The organism is Bradyrhizobium sp. CAR08, assembly GCF_052871955.1.
In genome coordinates, this window is record NZ_JBIXJX010000030.1 from 40715 (window position 1) to 58197 (window position 17483).

Annotated in this window: 11 protein-coding genes; 4 read left to right on the forward strand and 7 right to left on the reverse strand. The window is 65.3% G+C overall.

The window, feature by feature from the left end; all coding sequences use genetic code 11:
- The first annotated feature begins 118 nt into the window (after positions 1–118).
- On the forward strand, positions 119–1411 hold the full coding sequence (locus ACIPUD_RS36900; RefSeq protein ID WP_446482636.1) for a Spy/CpxP family protein refolding chaperone: 1293 nt from the start codon (positions 119–121) through the stop codon (positions 1409–1411).
- A 102-nt stretch (positions 1412–1513) separates the two neighbouring features.
- On the opposite strand, the gene ACIPUD_RS36905 is transcribed toward ACIPUD_RS36900, so the two are convergent.
- Together ACIPUD_RS36905 and ACIPUD_RS36910 are read right to left on the reverse strand one after the other, a co-directional pair.
- The gene (locus tag ACIPUD_RS36905) at positions 1514–3961 is read right to left on the reverse strand and encodes an adenylate/guanylate cyclase domain-containing protein (RefSeq protein WP_204512822.1); all 2448 of its coding nucleotides are present in this window, start codon (positions 3959–3961) and stop codon (positions 1514–1516) included.
- A 284-nt stretch (positions 3962–4245) separates the two neighbouring features.
- The gene (locus ACIPUD_RS36910) at positions 4246–6315 is read right to left on the reverse strand and encodes an AsmA family protein (RefSeq protein ID WP_446482637.1); all 2070 of its coding nucleotides are present in this window, start codon (positions 6313–6315) and stop codon (positions 4246–4248) included.
- Positions 6316–6550: 235 nt separating this feature from the next.
- Between ACIPUD_RS36910 and ACIPUD_RS36915 the strand changes: the two genes are divergently transcribed.
- Entirely contained in the window at positions 6551–7225 is a 675-nt protein-coding gene (locus ACIPUD_RS36915; protein ID WP_446482638.1) for a Crp/Fnr family transcriptional regulator, read from the forward strand.
- A 199-nt stretch (positions 7226–7424) separates the two neighbouring features.
- On the opposite strand, the gene ACIPUD_RS36920 is transcribed toward ACIPUD_RS36915, so the two are convergent.
- The 4 genes from ACIPUD_RS36920 to ACIPUD_RS36935 form a co-directional block, all read right to left on the reverse strand.
- Complete coding sequence (locus tag ACIPUD_RS36920; protein WP_085348880.1) at positions 7425–10574, reverse strand: efflux RND transporter permease subunit; 3150 nt, start codon at positions 10572–10574, stop codon at positions 7425–7427.
- Complete coding sequence (locus ACIPUD_RS36925; RefSeq protein WP_018456595.1) at positions 10574–11503, reverse strand: efflux RND transporter periplasmic adaptor subunit; 930 nt, start codon at positions 11501–11503, stop codon at positions 10574–10576. The genes ACIPUD_RS36920 and ACIPUD_RS36925 overlap by 1 nt, the downstream gene beginning before the upstream one ends.
- Before the next feature lie 158 nt (positions 11504–11661).
- Positions 11662–12333 (reverse strand): OmpA family protein, encoded by a 672-nt coding sequence (locus ACIPUD_RS36930; RefSeq protein WP_446482639.1) that lies wholly within the window; start codon positions 12331–12333, stop codon positions 11662–11664.
- A gap of 145 nt (positions 12334–12478) precedes the next feature.
- Positions 12479–13990, reverse strand: coding sequence for a caspase family protein (locus ACIPUD_RS36935; RefSeq protein WP_085348881.1), 1512 nt, complete (start codon positions 13988–13990; stop codon positions 12479–12481).
- A 384-nt stretch (positions 13991–14374) separates the two neighbouring features.
- Here ACIPUD_RS36935 and ACIPUD_RS36940 point away from each other — a divergent pair, with 384 nt between their 5' ends.
- Positions 14375–15181, forward strand: coding sequence for an N-acyl homoserine lactonase family protein (locus ACIPUD_RS36940; protein ID WP_446482640.1), 807 nt, complete (start codon positions 14375–14377; stop codon positions 15179–15181).
- Here the strand turns inward: ACIPUD_RS36940 and ACIPUD_RS36945 are convergent, their stop codons facing one another.
- Entirely contained in the window at positions 15182–15724 is a 543-nt protein-coding gene (locus ACIPUD_RS36945) for a MarR family winged helix-turn-helix transcriptional regulator (RefSeq protein WP_377828742.1), read from the reverse strand.
- A 109-nt stretch (positions 15725–15833) separates the two neighbouring features.
- Between ACIPUD_RS36945 and ACIPUD_RS36950 the strand changes: the two genes are divergently transcribed.
- Complete coding sequence (locus tag ACIPUD_RS36950; protein ID WP_446482641.1) at positions 15834–17474, forward strand: FAD-dependent oxidoreductase; 1641 nt, start codon at positions 15834–15836, stop codon at positions 17472–17474.
- Positions 17475–17483: the final 9 nt, after the last annotated feature.

The following is a 17483-nucleotide window of genomic DNA, read 5'->3' on the forward strand; positions in this document are numbered from 1 at the left end:
CGTTGCGGCGCTTTGCCCTGTGCGCTTCCGGAACATTTGGTTCCCTCGCGCGTCATGGTGATGCGACGCGATGTGCGCTTGGCGCCGGAGGAGGGCCAAGGTGGACAGGTCAGTGGTCATGTCGAGATCACGCTTGGGGCTCAGGCCAAGGCTGGGGCTGGCGCTATCAGGCGTAACCCTCGTGATTCTGGCGGTGCTGTTGCCAGGTCGCGCCGAGGCGCAGTTCGGCTTCCGCGGCGGCCCGCTCGGTGTTGCGCGCTTTGCCGTCGGCCACATGATCGGCATGTCTCGCTTGCGCCATGCCCGCATGGCGGTGCGGGGCAGCCGATACCGCTCCGCAGCGTTGAGGTCGCAAGATCCTCGCGGCGCAGAGCGCGGCCAGCCTGCGAATCCTTACGTCCTCCGTGCCGCAATGACGGCGCAAGCTGCGCTGTCGGGTTGGCGCGGCGGCCGCCGTCCGCAGGGCTGGTGGCGCCACCCCGACGGCAGCTACGGCTGGGTCGGCCCGGTGTTCTGGCCGTTCGCGCATGACGATCTCACCACCGCAATCATCCTCGGCGACGCGACCAGCCTCTCGCTCTATGGCTATGGCGACATCTATGCCGCGATCTTCGCACCCTATGCGGCCACCGAGCTTGCCGCCTACACCACGCCGCACGGCCGGCGGCGCGGACGGCGAGTCCCGACCGCGGAGACGGTCTGCAATGCCAGCGACACCGGCGGCCTGCCGGTCGATCGCATCGCCGCTATCGTGCAGCCGAATGAATTGCAGCGCACAGCGCTCGACGAGCTCGCCACCGCGTGGGCATCCGCGCGCGACACCATCCGCGCCGCCTGTCCGACGCAGGTCCCCGCGACGGCCATCGAGCGCCTCGGCCTGATGCGCGAGCGCATCGAGGCCATGATCAAGGCAACGGACGCCGTCGCACCTGCGTTGGCAAAGTTCGTCGATATCCTCGACGACAATCAGAAGGCCAAGCTCGACGGCCTGGCCAAGGAGCGCCGCGCCGCGCTTGCAGCGATCCAGCAAAAGAATCCCCAGGCGGCATCGGCCTGCCAGGCGGACAGCGATCCCCGCTACGATGAGAAGCTGCAGCGCCAATACGAGCAGCTCGTGCAGCAGCAATGGCCCGCGGCCGAGATCGCCTCCACGCTCAAGCTCGACGACACCGCCCGCGCCCGCCTCAACGTGCTCCAGGACACCACACTGCGCACCATGGAAACGCTCAGCGCCTGTCCGTCACAGGCCGCACCGACACCACAGGCACGCCTCACCGCCGTGAAGGCGCGGCTGCAGACGATGCTGCAAGCGGTGAACGGCGTCAGTGACGCGCTCGACGATTTCGAAGCTGACTTAAGCGACGAGCAGAAGGCCGGCTTCGAGGCGATCGGGCCGAAGCGCGGGGTGTGATCAACCGCACCGCCTCCAGCCAATTCCGTGCCCGCGTAACCCATTGATCTTGCAGGCCCCGGCTACTGTGCATGGGGTTGTTTTCGCAGTTTTTTGTTTGGGCTACCCTCTTCGCCTTGCCGCGGCGGCATCCAACACGTTCTCCACCTCCTCGCGCCACGACAGAATCTCCATCGCGAGCACGGGGTGGTTGAAGCCCTTGAGCACGAGATCGTCGAGCGCGCGGGCTTCGACCCAGGGCTCGACCATGCCGTAGACGCGGCGGCTGACGACGACCTGGCCGGCCTTGGCTTCGTCGCAGAGGCGGGAGGAGAGATTGGTGACGCTGCCGATCGCGGCATATTCCAGCCGCTGCTCGAAGCCGATCTGGCCGAGCGTGGCGTAGCCCATGGCGACGCCGACGCCGAAGCCGAGCGAGTGGCCGCGGTTCTTCCATTTCTCGGTCAGCTTGCCGATCGTGTCGCGCATCTCGACCGCCATCTTCACGGCGCGCTTGGTATGGTCGGCGAACTGAATCGGCGCATTGAACAGGATCATCACGCCGTCGCCGGCAAAGCGGTCGAGCGTGCCTTCATAGCGGTGGATCAGCTCGCCGAGCGCGGCGTGATATTCGCGCAGCACGTTCATCGCCTCTTCCGGCTCGGTCGCCTCGGTGAACGAGGTGAAGCCGCGCAAATCGCAGAACACGACGGTGACCTCGCGGCGATGGCTGTCGAGCAGCGCATCGTGGCCGTCGGACGAGGCGATCAGTTGCGCGACTTGCGGCGCGAGGAAACGTTCGAGCCGCTTGATGCGGCCGATCTCCCCCAACTGCTTCTCGACCCGCTCTTCCAGGGAGCGATTCCAGTTGCGCAGCTGCTCGGTCTGCTCCTGGAGCTTTGCGGCCTGCTGCTGCACGGTTTCGTGCGCAGCCGCGAGTTCGCGGCCCTTGTGGTCGACCTCGGTGAACAGCCGCGCATTGCGCATCGCCAGCACGGCCTGGTTGGCGAACGTGCGCATCAGGCCGATGATGCTGGCGGCGAACTCGCCGCTGGCGCGGCGCAGCACCACCAGCGAGCCGAGCGTGCCCTGCTGGTCGACCAGCGGCACCACCAGCACCGAATGGAAGCCGGCTTCGATCGCGACGTCGCGCAGCGGCTGCTCGGAGGCCTGGTCGAGATCGGGTAGCGCGATCGGTTCGCCGCTCCCGGCCGCATCGCTCAGGATATCCTGGCCTTCGTCGATCGTGACATGGGCGCCGTCGGCGGATTTGTCGATGCCGTTGGCCTCGACCAGATTGAAGCGGCGCGCCTGCGCGTCATAGCCGTAGATCAGCACCGCGTCGGCATGGGTGATCTCGATCGCGCGCGCGGCGATCGTCGGCAGCACGGCGTTGAGATCGAGCGAGGCTGCGACCGCGCGGCCGACCTCTTCCAGCACCTTGAGCTCGTTGATCGACTGCGCGAGATCGCGGGTGCGCTCCTCGACCTTGGTCTCCAGGTCCGAATAGGTCTCCTGGATCTGGTCGGCCATGCGGTTGAACTGGCCGGCGAGATCTTCCAGCTCGTCCGCGGTGTGCACCTCGATGCGATGGCTGAAATCGCCCTCGCCGAGCTTGTGCGCGCCGTCGCGTAGCGCCGTGATCGGGATGATCATGCGGCGCGCCAGAAGCGTGCCGGCAAGGATTGCGACCAGCAGGCCCATGCCGATCAAAAGCGCAATGCGCACCAGCTGGTCGCGGATCGGCATCAAGGCCTGCGTGGCCGGCTGCTCGAACATCACGCTCCAGCCGAGCTTCGGCACGGTGCTCGCGGCGCTCATCACCGCATGGCCGTTGAAGTCGGTGCCCGAATTGTCGGGCTCGTGGCCCGGTGCGACCGCGGCCGCAACCTGCGGCAGCTTCGACAAATCCTTACCGATCTCGGGGCCTTTCGAGGACGTCGCCAGCACGCGGCCGCGCGGATCAACCACATAGGCGAAGGCGGCTTTGCCGACCTGGGCGTCGGTGAGGTACTCGGAGAGAAAGCTGAGGTCGAGCTCGGCCACGGTGACGCCGGCGTTGAAACCGGAATGCGCCACCGAGATCGACATGAACGGCGTCCGGTCGGAGAACCAGGCCGGCGCGTAGCTGACGCCGCGGGCGACGGTGTCGGTGAAGCGCATGTCGCGGGAGAGGTCGGCATTGCTGCCGGTCGTGGTCGACTGGCGCGAGACGCGCAGCACCTCGCGGCCGTCGCCGTTGAGCTGGAACAGCTGAGTGACGACCGAGACCTGGTGCAGCAGTTGGGCGTAGTCGGCGCGGCGCTTCTCGAGTGTGTCCTGGCTCGCCCGGGTTACCCAGCTGATCTGGCGCTCGAGCTCCGAGATCGACTGCTCGATCCGCCGCGCGGCAGCCTGCGCCTTGTCCTCGAGACCGTCGGTCAGCTGTGTCTTGGTGGCGCGGTAGGAGATCCAGCTCTCCATCGCGCCGTTGACGGCAAGCACGAACACGACGAGGCCGACGAGAGAGACGACGTATTTGGCGAACAGGCCCTCGCGCAGAAACCGTGTCTTGTCGTTCGCTCCTGCCATCCCGATCCTCTCGCGCCGCCATCGGCGCCGGCGCTACGGGCCGCACGGACCCTGCGAGCCTTCTAGCACAATTTGGTCCCAGGGGACTGTGAAGGGACTGGTCAAGGGACGGCCGAGCACCCGGCGTGGTTACCGGCCTCGGTTACTCCCTTGGATGCTGGCAGGCGGAAGCATGGTGAATTGTCGCAGTCTCATCCGTTTGGAGGAAGCCGCGGCCGGGGACGCCGATGTAAGGGGATCGCCTTGGCAAGGGAGGGCTGGAGTCCAGCGCTTTGGTCCTGCAATCATCGATTAAAGAGCTGCCGCAGCACGTCGTTCATCGGCTGGCTGTCCTGCTGCGCCGCCGGCGGGTCCTCCAGGGCGGGGGACGCCGGCGAGGCTTGCGGCATCAGTGCGGATGGCGCTGCAGGCAGGCTGCGGCTGCGGCCGGTGACAGTCCCGGTCCCGGTGCCGTTTCCCGCGCCACCGGAAAGTCCCTGCTGGATCAGATTGCCGAGCGCCTCCCCCAGGGGGCCGCCGAGCAAATTGTTCTGTCCGGCGGGCTGCTGGCTTTGCGGATTGGCAGTGCCGGCGGCATTACCGCCACCCGGCGCGGTGGCTCCCCCGAGACCAAGGCTGCCCAAAATATTGCCGAGCCCGGCCCCATCAGCGCCGAACAGCCCCTTGCCCATTTCGCGCAGCTTGGCATAGGCGGCGTCCGGATTGTCCAGCATGCCGGCCATGTCGGGATAGATTCGCGGCTGCGACCAGGTGCCCTGGATCATCACGGGAATGCCGAAGCCGACCGGCTCGGCGGCGCGGCCCTGGCCTTCGGTCGTCATCACCAGTTTCGGCTCGACGCGAAAGCCCATCATCTTGGTGTCGAGTGCGATCGTGCCGGCACCGGTCACGCGGACGAGCGGTCCGGTCAAGTTGAGATCGGTGGTCACCGCCTGGCCCTTGTCGATCCGGAACGACGCCGAGAGCTGCGACAAATCCGTGCTCTGCTCCCGACTGCTGTCTCCGTTTTCCTGCCAGCCGGACAGCGTGCCCGATGTCAGCGAGCGGATCATCTGTGCGACGTTGATGCCGCGAATGGCGCCGTCCTGGAAATTGACGAAGGCCGTGCCCTGCATGTTCGCCATCAGCGCGCGCTGGCTGCTGCCGGCGCTGCGCAGCGCGAGCTTGGCCTGCAGCTTGCCGTCGATCCGGTCGAATTCGGCGAGGCCCTGCAGCAGCGGCAGCGCGCGCACGCCGGCGAGGTCGGAATGCATGGCAAAGCTCGGCGCGCCGCTGGTCGCATCCAGGATCAATTCGCCCGTAACCTGGCCGCCATAGGCGCCGAGATTGGCGGTGCCGGCCTTCAGCACGCCGCCGGCGAGTTTTGCATCGACCGCCAGCGGCGCGAGGCGTGCCTCGCCGATCACCGCCTCATGCGCGGAGATCCTGATCTGCGCATCGAGATAGTTGAGCCCGGAGACGTCGATCGGCGCATCGCTCCAGGGCTGCCCGGACGCGCCTTCCGGCGATTTCGCCAGCGGGATCGCGAGCCGCTGGAAGTCGAGATCGAGCTTGACGAGAGGCTTGCTCGCGATATCGACCGAGGCCCAGCCATTGAACGCGCCATCGCCGAGCGTGCCATTCAGGCCGTTGATCATCACGACATCGCCGCTCAGCCGCATCTCGGCATGGCCCGCGAGCCGGGACTTCAGCACGTCCGGCATGTCGATGGCGAAATCCACCGGAATGGTCGGTCGGTCGGCCGGCGGCGCTGGCGTGGTCGCCTTGATGTCGAATTTGGTCGGATGCTCGCCGACCCGTGCGGTGCCGGTGATGTTGAACTTGCGGTCGCGGCCGACGATCGCATCGGCATTGACGGCGCTGATGCGGCTCTCGACGCGATCGCGCACGCGCGCGAATGCGATCTCGCCATCGGTGACCTTGATGCGATCGATGGCGGCGCCGTCGAGATCGAGCGCGACCGGCTTCGACGTGCCGCCGGCATTCGGCAGGCGCTCACGCAGCAGCGGCTGGTAGAGCACGGGATGGGTGACGACGAGCTCGCTGATCTTCGGGCGGCCCGACCAGACGCTTGAGAGCGACATGTCGGCCTGCACGCTGTCGATGGACAGGCGCGTGATGCCGCTGCGGTCCTTGGGGTCGGCAAGCGTGAGGTCGTTCAGCGTCACGTTCAGCGTCGGCCACAAACTGATTCTGGTGGTGCCGTCGACCGACAGGCGATAGCCGGTCGCGCTCTCGACACGCGAGGCAATCGTCGAACTCAGGAAGCCCGAGGGGATCCCGACCACCAGCAGGAGTGCGATCACGATGACGATTGCGGCCACCGCCGCGCCGGCGAATTTCACGGCTCTCATATCGACTTTCCAGCGGCGGACGATCGGCGTCGAATCCGGCACATGACCGTCATTTGCACCCGTCCTTGGCTCCTGAGTTTATCCCGGGACGGGAAGCGGCTCCAAGCACGTAAAAATAGTCTGGGGGTGCTGCAAAGTTATGTGACTTATGGCACACTTCCCGGGCGCGGTTTTACGCGATCTTGATGTTGATGGTTCCAAGCGATTTGCCAACGAAATTCACAAGGATATTGAAATGAGCAAGCAGGCCGAATTTGCGGTCATCCTCAAGATGAATGCGATGTTCGCCGATCTCGGCGCAGACGAACTCCAGCGGCTGGCGAATCTCTGCCACACCCAGCATCTGGGGAATGGCGAGGTGCTGTTCCAGAAGGGCGATCCAGGCGATGCGCTGTTCGGCGTGCGCCGAGGCCAGGTCCGTATCGAGACCGGCGCCTCCGACGGCAGCCGCCTGACGCTGAACTTCATGGGGCCCGGCGACCTGTTCGGCGAGGTTGCGGTGCTGGATGGCCAGAGCCGCACTGCGGACGCCACCGCGGGCGAAGCCAGCGAGTTGTTCGTGCTGCGGCGCGAAGACTTTCTCGCCTTCCTCGAACGCGAGCCGAAAGTCGGGATCAAGATCATCGCGCTGCTCTGCCAGCGCATCCGCTGGCAGAGCGAGCGCATGGAAGAGTCCATGCTCCAGCCGCTGCCGGTTCGCCTCGCGCGGCGCCTCTGCGCGCTCGCCGCCGATTTCGGCTCGGAGGTGCACATCTCGCAGGAGCAACTCGGCGTCTTCGTCGGTGCCGCCCGCGAGAGCGTCAACCGCCAGCTTCAGGCCTGGCGCAAGGAAGCGATCCTCGATCTCCAGCGCGGCCGCATCCTGCTGCGGAACATTACCAAGCTGACGGCGATCGCGCGGAACGAGTAGGGGGCCGTTAGGCTGGGTCGCTACAATCGGGGCGAAGGAGTTCGTCAGAAGAGTCCCAACTCGCGACCCACGCTTTAACGACCTCGATCGGCACAGCACGACCGGTACGTCTGAATGTAGCGAAGACGATCCTCCGCTATGTCGGGTTCTCGGATGGCGTTCGCTGAACTGCCTCGTGTGCTTGACGCTGGTGCCACATCTACTCCGCCGCAGGGTGCACGATATTCTTCGGCCGCGGCATCGCTTCGGCCGGCGCAGCTCCGTGATGACTTGCGCCCTCCGCATCTTCGCTGTGCACGACCAGCCGCTTGGCGAAGCGCCAGATCAGGGCGCCGAGATCGTCCATCACCATGAACATCGCGGGCACGAACACCAGCGACAGGATGGTCGAGAAGATCAGGCCGCCGATCACCGCGAGTGCCATCGGCGAGCGGAACTCGCCGCCGGCGCCGACCGCGAGCGCGCTCGGCATCATGCCCGCGGCCATCGCGATCGTGGTCATCACGATCGGGCGAGCGCGTTTCATGCCTGCGTCGATCATGGCTTCTTCGCGCGGTGTGCCGGCGTGAATGGATTCGATGGCGAATTCCACAAGCATGATCGCGTTCTTGGTGACGATACCCATCAGCATCAGGATGCCGATCCACACCGGTGTCGTGAGCTGCTTGCCGGTGATCAGCAGGGCCGCGATCGCGCCGCCGATCGAGAGCGGCAGCGAGAACAGAATGGTGATCGGCTGCAGGAAGGTGCCGAACAGCAGCACCAGAACGGCGTAGACCATCATCAGGCCCGCCGTGATCGCGGTGGCAAAGCCTTCGGACAGTTCGTTCAGGCTTTCGGCGTCGCCGGAGGGGGAGACCTTCACGCCCTTCGGTCGGCTCTTCATGACCGGCAGATCGTAGATCTTCTTGGTGGCGTCGCCGAGCGCGGCGGAGCCGACGAGATCGGCCGCGACGGTCGCCTGTCGCTCGCGATCGTAACGGTTGATGCTGGTCGGACCCTGGTCGAGCTTGACGTCGGCGATGACGGACAGCGGCACGCCGCCCTTCTCGCCGTGCTCGCCGAGCGGCACGCGCAACTGTTCGAGCGTCTTCAGATTGCCGCGCGCGGCATCCTCGAGCTGCACGCGGATCGGCACCAGACGGTCGCCAACGTCGAACTTGGCGAGCGCGGGGCCGACGTCGCCGATGGTGGCGACGCGGATGGTCTGCGATAGGCTTTCGGTTGAGACGCCGAGCCGTGCGGCGAGATCGGCGCGCGGTTCGACGCGCAGCTCGGGCCGCTCCAGCGTGGTTTCCGAGATCACGTTGGAGATGGTGGGAATCCGCTTCATCTGCGTCGCGAGTTCGCTGGCGACGTTGTTGACGATGTTGGCGTCTGCGCCGGTCACGACCAGCGAGATGGCGCGCAGGCCGTTCTCGTCGAGGAACCAGAAGCGGATGTCTGGAATGTTCTCCAGCTCCTGGCTGATCGAGAATTCGAGCTCGCGCTGGGTGATGTCGCGGCTGTCCTTGGGCGTGTAATTGATGATCAAGGCGGCGCGCCGGACTTCCTGGGTCCCCGGTGGAACGCGGCCGCCGTCGACGAAGATGCTCTTCACCTCGGGCCGCTTGCGCAGGCGCGCCACGATGTCTTCGGTGACTTTTTCGGTGTAGGCGAGCTGCGTGCCCGGCGGCAGCTCGAGCGCAACCAACGAGCGCGAGCTGTCCTGCGCCGGCAGGAAACCCTGCGGCAGCAGCGTAATGCTCCAGATCGAGGCGGCGAAGACGCCGAAGCCGACCAGCACCGTAATGAAATAGTGCTTCACCGACCAGGCCACGAGCCTGTGATAGGACCGCAGCACGCGGCCGGGCGGCGGCTCTTGGTGATTGCTATGTTTGAGGAAGTAGGCGGCGAGCACCGGCGTGACGAAGCGCGCCGCGAGCAGCGAGAAGAACACCTGTACCGAGACGGTGATGCCGAACTGCTTGAAGAACTGTCCGGCGATGCCCGACATGAAGCTCGCGGGCGCGAAGATTGCGATGATCGTCAGCGAGATCGCGATCACCGCAAGGCCGATCTCGTCGGCGGCTTCCAGGGCGGCACGATAGGGCGACTTGCCCATGTTCATGTGCCTGACGATGTTCTCGATCTCGACGATGGCGTCGTCGACCAGAATACCCGTCGACAGCGTGATGGCGAGGAAGCTGACGAGGTTGAGCGAGAAGCCGAGCAGGTCCATCGCCCAGAATGCCGGGAAGATCGACAACGGCAGCGAGATCGCGGCGATGATGGTGGCGCGCAGGTCGCGCAGGAACAACAGCACGATGACGACGGCGAGGATGGCGCCTTCGAACAGGGTCGAGATCGCCGCGTGGTAATTGCCATTGGTATATTCGACCGAGGTGTCGATCACCTTCAGGTCGACGTCGGGATAAGTGGCCTTGAGCGTGTCGATGCGCTTCTGCACGGCCTCGGCGACCTTCACGTCGCTGGCACCCTTGGAGCGCTTGATGCCGAGCGCGACGATCGGCTCGCCGTTGAAGCGGGCGAAGGTACGGCGGTCTGCGATGGTGTCGGTGACGGTGCCGAGATCGTCGAGCCGGACCTCGCCGCCGCCGAACAGCGGAATCATGGTGCCGGCGAGATCGCTCAGCGTCTTGGCGCCGGCGAGGGTGCGGATCGCCTGGTCGTTCTTGCCGATCTCGGCGCGGCCGCCGGCGACGTCGACATTGGTGCCGCGCAGGCTCTGGCTGACGTTGACGGCCGTCAGCCCCATCGACTGCAGGCGGTCGGGATCGAGCGAGACCAGGATCTCGCGCTCGACACCGCCGATGCGCTCGACCTGGGCGACGCCGCGCACGCCTTGCAGCGCGCGCTTGACCACGTCGTCGACGAAATAGGAGAGCTGCTCCGGCGTCTTGCCGGGCGAGATCGCGGCATAGGTGACGATCGGCAGGCCGATGACATCGACGCGCTGGATCAGCGGCTCGGTGACGTTCTGCGGCAGGTTCGAGCGCACGCGCGTCACCGCGTCCTTGACGTCGTTGAGCGCGCGGTCGGTGTTGGTTTCCAGCGCGAACTGGATTGTCGTCACCGACAGGCCGTCGGTGATCTGCGAGGTGATGTGCCTGACCCCTTCGACACCGGAGACGGCGTCTTCAACCGTCTTGGTGACCTGGGATTCGAGCTCGGCGGGTGCCGCGCCGAACTGCGATACCGCGACCGAGATCACGGGAATGTCGGCCGAGGGTAGCCGCGTCACCGCGAGCTTGGTGAAGGACACCCAGCCGAGGATCAGGAGGATGATGGAAAATACGACCGACGGCAGCGGATTGCGGATCGACCATGCCGAGATATTGAGAGCCATCAGCGTACCCGCGTGCGATCGAGTTCATCAGCGAACATGGTCTTGATCTGGTCGCCATCATGCAGCGAAGAGCCGGCGTCGGCGACGACGATCTCGCCGACATTGAGGCCTTCCAGGATTTCCGTCGCGCTGTCCGAAGACAGCCCGACCCGTACCTTGCGCGTCTCGACAATGTTGCTCTTGACGACCTGCACGGTGAGATGGTCGATCGCGGTCTTGGGAACCGCGACGCCGCAGCTTCGCTTGGCGTCGATCGAGGCGCGGGCGAACACGCCGACTTTCAGCGAGGGATTGTTGGTGACGCTGATGCGCACGCGGCCGAGCTGGGTGGCGCGATCGATTTCGGGCGCGACTAGCCTGACCCGCCCGATCAAATCGGGCGCGTCGTCGCGGCTGATGCGCACGGTCGCGCCGGAGCTGAGCTTGGCCATGTGCACCGCGGGCACCTGCGCGTCCAGCTCGATCTCGTTGTTGACGGCGATACGGAACATCGGGCCGGCCTGCGGCGAGGCCGGCGCGCCGACGATGGTGCGGACCTCGGTGACGAGGCCCGGCGCAGAGGCCTTCAGCGAGACCGGACCTTGCGGGCCGGGCCGCGGCGGCTGGCCCGGAATCTGGGGCGGTGCGGTCAGGCGCGCCAGCTCCTGATTGTCGGTGACGAGGGTGCCTTCGGTGACGAAGAGGTCGGTGACCCTGGATCCCTCCTGGTCGGCGACGACCACGGCTTCGCGGCGCGGCACGAAGAAGCCGGTCACTCGGACCAGGTCGGAGAAGCAGGCATTGGTCGACTTGGTCACGATGACCAGCGCCTCGCTCGGCGTTTCCTTGGGCTCGGCGCGGTGCCGGTGCTCGAACAGATAATAGCCGACGCCGAGCGCGACGACGAAGATCACCGTTCCGGCTGGCTTGAGATATTGGGAGAGGTTCATTGCCGGATCGTCCTGGCCTGGCTCACGGCCATCCGCGCGCGGCCCATGGAGAGCGTTTCCCTGAAATAAAGCAGCGTCCCGCAAGGCTGCGGGACGCGCGCTGGAAGCGAGACTTTACACTACATCACGACTTGTCACTTCAAAGGATTACGTCGTGGTCACTTCGATGCGGTAGTCTTGTTTTCCATGTTGACGACCTGCACGCGACGATTGACTTCCGCCATCGGCTGGGCCGGGTCCTTCAGCTTGCTCTTGCCGTAGCCGACCGTGACGAGGTCGGTCGCGGAGATGCTGTATTTGTCGACCAAATAGCGCTTGATCGAATCCGCGCGGCGCTCCGACAGATCCTGATTATAGCTCTCGCTTCCGGCGGCGTCAGTATGGCCGGCGACCACGAAGGTCGAGCCTTTCAGGTCGGGGCTGGTCAGCGCGCGGCCGAGCGCCTGGACCGAGGCAAGCGATTTGGCGCTGATATTGGCCGAGTTGTAGTCGAACGTGATTTCCAGATCGATGTTCGGCTTGTCCTTGGCCGCCGACGCGATTTCTTCACGCTCGGTCGACGACAGCGACCGTGTCGAGCGGCCGCGCACGGACTGGATCAGCTTGGTCTCCGTGGCACTCGGTGCGGGATCGGCCTGCGGAGCGATCGAGAGGCCGCGGGTCAGCGGCTTCCTCGGCGGCGGCGCCAGCGCGCGGACGATCTCGTCCTCGGTGACGTTCTTGCTGTTGCCGTCGTCGGCTGCGAATGCCAGCGGGATCGTCAGCGACAGCGCGGCGCCGACGGTGATGATGGACAGGATTGCGGTAAGTCCCTTTGCAGCCAATCTCATAGCCAGTCCCTCCTGCGCAGCCAGCTGGTGCGGTTCGAAAATCCTGCAATAAGCCCCCCGAAAGGACGGCCTGCGGCATCCGTTCGATTAGTCTTCGCCGGGCCGTCGCGGGTTCGAGGCACATCGGCCCCGATTCAAAAAAATATCAACGCACTCCGTAGCTTGCGAATTCCTGAACAATGTTCGGGTCCATCGCCTTGGCATTGGCGATGTCGAGCGCGCCCTCTTGGGCCGAGCCGTTGCGCTGCTTGGCGATCCCGCGTCCGAACAGCGAGGAGGTCAAGCGCGGATTGATCCTCAGGGCGGCCTCGAAATCGGCGATGGCGTTCTTGACCGCCCCCGATTTCAGATTGACGAGCCCCCGGCTGTCCAGCGCGTCGACGAAGTTCGGTCGCAGCCGCAGGGCCTCGTTGCAATCCTTCAGCGCGCCCTGGAGGTCGCCGACCACGGTGCGGGTCCAGCAGCGATTGTTCAGCGCCTCGACGTCCTTCGGGTTGATCCGGAGCGTCTCGTCAAAATCCTTGATGGCCAGGCTGTAGGCGCCCTTGCTGGCATAGACCTGACCGCGCCGGTAAAGCGCGTTCACGTCATCCGGATTGGCCGCGATCTTGGCGGTCAGCCCCTTGATGGTGGGGTCCTCGGCCAGGGCGGCCGCACTCGGCCCGCTCTCCATGGTCGGAGCGGTGGCGGGATCGGCCGGAATCACAGGCGGAGGCGGCGGCGGTGCCGGCGGCAAGGCAGCCTCGACCTGCGGCTTCGGTGACGGAGCGGGCGCAGCCACCGTCTCGGCCGGTTTCGGCGGCGGAGGCGGTGAAGGTGCGGGTGGAGTCGGCGGCGGGTTGTTGGCGACGACCGGCGGCGGGGGAGGCGCAGGTGGCGGCGTGGTGGTCGGGCGCGACCCGCCGGCCCCTGGAATGAAGGAGAAATCCTCGGCCAGCGACGAGGATATCCACGGCACCTGCTCGCCCCGGGAGGCGCGGGTGACGCCCATCTTGGTGCGGTTCAGCGTCTCCTCGGCCATCAGGTCGGGGACGCGGATTTCCTTGAGGAGTTCCTGCACGAACAGGCTGTGCTCGCCGCCGGCGTCCGAGACCACCGAGGCCAGAGCCGCCGAATACATCACCAGCGTGCCGTTCGGCGCGATGACGGGGGTGAGGCCGGCCGAGAAGCTGCGGAACCGGCGCTCGAACGGATTGCGCCTGGAGGCGTCGATCAGCGCGATCTTGACGCCGGCGCCGCGGGTGTTGAGCTCGCCGAGCACGGTTTCGAGGCTGATGCCGTCGCGCCGCACGTCGGATTCGGTCCAGATCTGCGCATCGATTGGCAGCAAATAGCTCTGCCGCGCGGATTGGATGCCGAAGCCGCTGAAGAACACCAGTGCCACCGACCCCGGCTTGATCTTGCCGTAGAGCTTGTCGAAAGCGCGGCGCATGCCGTCGCCGGTCAGGTTCTCACCGATCTCGACGGAAAAGCCGTCGCGCTTGAGCTCGTCGGCGACGTCGCGCGCGTCGTTGAGCGGTTCCTTCAGGGGAGCGTCGGCGTCCGGATATTTGGCATTGCCGATGACCAGCGCAAAGCGATCGCCGGCCGCAAGTAACGGAGCGGTCGGGACGAGCGACACGAGCAAGGACAGAACGAAAAGCAGGCGAATTTTCATAATTAGCGCGATCCAGCCAAAAAGGCGCCGTTTCCAGCTTGCGCCGCGGCGACCTTAACTTACGCAATGTGCATTATCAAACCGGCGGAGGGGGGCGTCAACCGCTTGCGGATTCGGCGCTATCGCGACAATTGACCGCGACGCATGGGCATGTTGCGGGGGAATAAACGGCCGGTCATGATTGCACTCGATGCATTCTGGTTGTCATGCTGGTTGTCGTTGCGGCTGCAAATTAGGGCAGCCATGGCGACAACAATGTGATTGGTCTCACATTGCGGACGGGCGTCCTTCGCAACCTGCGGTGTTTGACCTTTGCGGTGGACGATGGCTTGGTGCGGTCGATCGCCCCTGAAGGTGCATCCACAAAAAGAGCAAGATCAAACTATGGGAAACGCCTCCGAAATCTACGCACTGCGCTACGCGACGATGTCGCCGCGCACGCCCCACATGAACTTCCTCGCGCCCGACCCGCATGACAGCGCGGCGCAGGATCTCGACTATTTCGTCTGGCTGATCCGCGGCAACGGCCGCGACATCCTGGTCGATACCGGCTTCAATGCCGAGGAAGCGTCCGCGCGGGCGCGCAAGCTGACGCTCAATCCGGTCGACGCGCTGGAGCGCTTTGGTGTCGCGGCAGCGAGTATTCGCGACATCATCGTGACGCATCTGCATTACGACCATGCCGGCAATCTCGACCGCTTCCCGAACGCCCGCTTCCATCTCCAGGAGCGCGAGATGGCCTACGCGACGGGGCGCTGCATGTGCAACGGACTGCTGCGACATCCGTTCTCGGTCGAGCACGTCACCCAGATGGTCCGCCATGTCTATGGCGAGCGCGTCAATTTCTATTCCGGCGACGGCGAGGTCGCGCCCGGCGTCACCGTGCACCGCGTCGGCGGCCATTCGGATGGCCTGCAGGTGGTGAGGGTCGAGACCGCGCGCGGACCGGTGGTGCTGGCGTCCGATGCCGCGCATTATTACGCCAATCTCCAGCGCAGAAGCCCATTCCCGATCGTCTACAATGTCGGCGACATGGCGGTTGGCTGGGAGACCATCGAGCGCCTCGCCGGCCATCCTGACCGGTTCATTCCGGGCCATGATCCGATCGTGACGGAGATCTATCCGCGCGCCAGCGACAAGGTCGATGTCTGGGCGCTGCATTTGCCGCCGTCGCGATCATTTGCGAAGTGATCAATACGCCTGCTTGGCGTCGGCCTCTTCGCTGGTCTGGATCAAATCGAGGCTCTGTTCGATCTTGCCGAGCAGCGTCGATAGCTGTTTGCGCTCCTGCGCGGTGAGGCAGGCGAGGATCTCGTCTTCCCGCCGCAGCAATTGCGGAAACAGCTCCTCGTAGAGCGTGCGGCCTTTCCTGGTCAGTCGGAGGCGGAATTCGCGGCGGTCGGCTTCGTTCTCGACGCGCTCGATCAAACCCTGGTGCAGCAACATGGTCACCGCGCGGCTGATCGTGGATTTGTGCGTGCGGGTGCATTGCGCGACGTACTGCGCGCTGCAGGCATCGTTGCGGAAGCCGAGCGTCGCGATCACGCGCCAGGCGGGGATGTCGAGGCCGTGACGCTCCTGATATTCGACCGCGAGTGCGGAACTCACCTCCGCGGCGAGCCGGTTGAGGCGGAACGGCAAGAACCTGAACAGGTCGAGCCGTGTTTTTGGCCGCGGTGAAGCCTCATCAGCCTCGCGTGTCTTCAGCGCGATGTCGCTGGATGTCCTCGCCAAGGAGAGCGCTCCGAATTCCAGTTGACGGCCGGCCGGCTCCGGTCCAAAATAGTTGCACGTGAGACTATTAGCAGATCAGGCCTCTCCTGACCAGAGCCGAGGTTAGCGCATGGCGACGGCCAATACGCATCAGGCCAAAACCCAGTTCGGCTATCGCCGCCACCCCGATCAGGATCGTCCCGGCCAGAGCGCGGCCGAGCATCCCGTGGTGATCGTGGGCGCTGGCCCGGTCGGGCTGTCGCTTGCGATCGACCTTGCCCAACGCGGCCAGCGCGTCGTTCTTCTGGATGACGCCGACCGCATCGGAGAGGGCTCCCGCGCGATCTGCTTCTCGAAACGCTCGCTGGAATATTGGGACCGGCTCGGCGTCGGCGACCGCATGGTCGACAAGGGCGTGGTCTGGAGCGTCGGCCGCATCTTCCACGGCGAGCAGCAGCTCTACCAGTTCAATCTACTGCCGGAGGACGGTCACAAGCGGCCGGCCTTCATCAATCTCCAGCAATATTACGCCGAAGCCTATCTGGTCGACCGCATCAGCGAGCTGCCCGAGATCAATTTGCGCTGGCGCAACAAGGTGACGGCGCTGGAGAGCCGCAACGATTCCGTCGCGCTGACGATCGAGACGCCGGAGGGCGCCTATCGCCTGCACGCGCAATATGTCGTCGCCTGCGACGGCGCGCGCTCGTCGCTGCGGCAGATGGTGGGCGCGGACTTCGCCGGACAGGTGTTCGAGGACCAGTTCCTGATCGCCGACGTCAAGATGACCGCGGAATTCCCGACCGAGCGCTGGTTCTGGTTCGATCCGCCGTTTCATGCGGGACGTTCGGCGCTGCTGCACCGACAGCCCGACGATGTCTGGCGCATCGACCTTCAGCTCAATCGTTATGCCGACCCCGTCGTCGAGAAGAAGCCCGAGAACGTGCGGCCGCGGATTGCGCGCATGCTCGGCCACGACAAGTTCGAGTTCGAGTGGATCTCGCTTTACAAATTCCAGTGCCGGCGGATGGATCGCTTCGTCCATGGCCGCGTGATCTTTGCAGGCGATTCCGCGCACCAGGTCTCGCCCTTCGGCGCGCGCGGCGCCAATTCGGGACTCGAGGACGCCGAGAACCTCTCCTGGAAGCTCGACCGCGTGCTGCGCGGCGCCTCACCCGCGAGCCTGCTCGAGAGCTATCACGTCGAGCGCAGTCTGGCGGCCGACGAGAACATCCGCGAATCCACCCGCTCGACCGATTTCATGGCGCCGAACTCGCATCAGGAAGCGCGGCTGCGCAAGGCGGTGCTGTCGCTGGCCAAGGAAACGGAATTCGGCAAGCGCATGGTCAATGGCGGGCGGCTCTCGGTGCCGTGCAGCTATGACTCGCCGCTGTCATCGCCGGATGCGGATGCGTGGCGCGGTGGCCCGCTCCCGGGTTGTTCGATGCTCGATGCTCCCGTTACGACGCGCGCGGGCGAGCAAGCCTATTTGACGGATGCATTCCGCAAGGGTGGAACAGACTTCACCTTGCTGTCGTTCGGCAACGGCGCGGCGATCGATGCGCCTGTTGGTGTGAAGGACATCTGCATCGGCGGTGAGGACGGGCTCGCAGATCCGGCAGGGCTCACTGCAAAGCGCTATGATGCGGAACCAGGCTCAGCCTACCTATTAAGGCCGGACGGTTACGTTGCGGCGCGCTTCCGCCACCCCACGCGCGCTGGCGTCGCGGCAGCGCTGTCACGGGCGCAGGGCTTGAATCAAGAATTTGCTTGAATTGAGGAT

Coding starts and splice junctions, on each gene's coding strand:
- ACIPUD_RS36910 (WP_446482637.1), bottom strand. CDS start 6,315: ATGAGAGCCGTGAAATTCGCCGGCGCGGCGGTGGCCGCAATCGTCATC.
- ACIPUD_RS36900 (WP_446482636.1), top strand. CDS start 119: ATGTCGAGATCACGCTTGGGGCTCAGGCCAAGGCTGGGGCTGGCGCTA.
- ACIPUD_RS36915 (WP_446482638.1), top strand. CDS start 6,551: ATGAGCAAGCAGGCCGAATTTGCGGTCATCCTCAAGATGAATGCGATG.
- ACIPUD_RS36950 (WP_446482641.1), top strand. CDS start 15,834: ATGGCGACGGCCAATACGCATCAGGCCAAAACCCAGTTCGGCTATCGC.
- ACIPUD_RS36935 (WP_085348881.1), bottom strand. CDS start 13,990: ATGAAAATTCGCCTGCTTTTCGTTCTGTCCTTGCTCGTGTCGCTCGTC.
- ACIPUD_RS36905 (WP_204512822.1), bottom strand. CDS start 3,961: ATGGCAGGAGCGAACGACAAGACACGGTTTCTGCGCGAGGGCCTGTTC.
- ACIPUD_RS36925 (WP_018456595.1), bottom strand. CDS start 11,503: ATGAACCTCTCCCAATATCTCAAGCCAGCCGGAACGGTGATCTTCGTC.
- ACIPUD_RS36940 (WP_446482640.1), top strand. CDS start 14,375: ATGGGAAACGCCTCCGAAATCTACGCACTGCGCTACGCGACGATGTCG.
- ACIPUD_RS36930 (WP_446482639.1), bottom strand. CDS start 12,333: ATGAGATTGGCTGCAAAGGGACTTACCGCAATCCTGTCCATCATCACC.
- ACIPUD_RS36920 (WP_085348880.1), bottom strand. CDS start 10,574: ATGGCTCTCAATATCTCGGCATGGTCGATCCGCAATCCGCTGCCGTCG.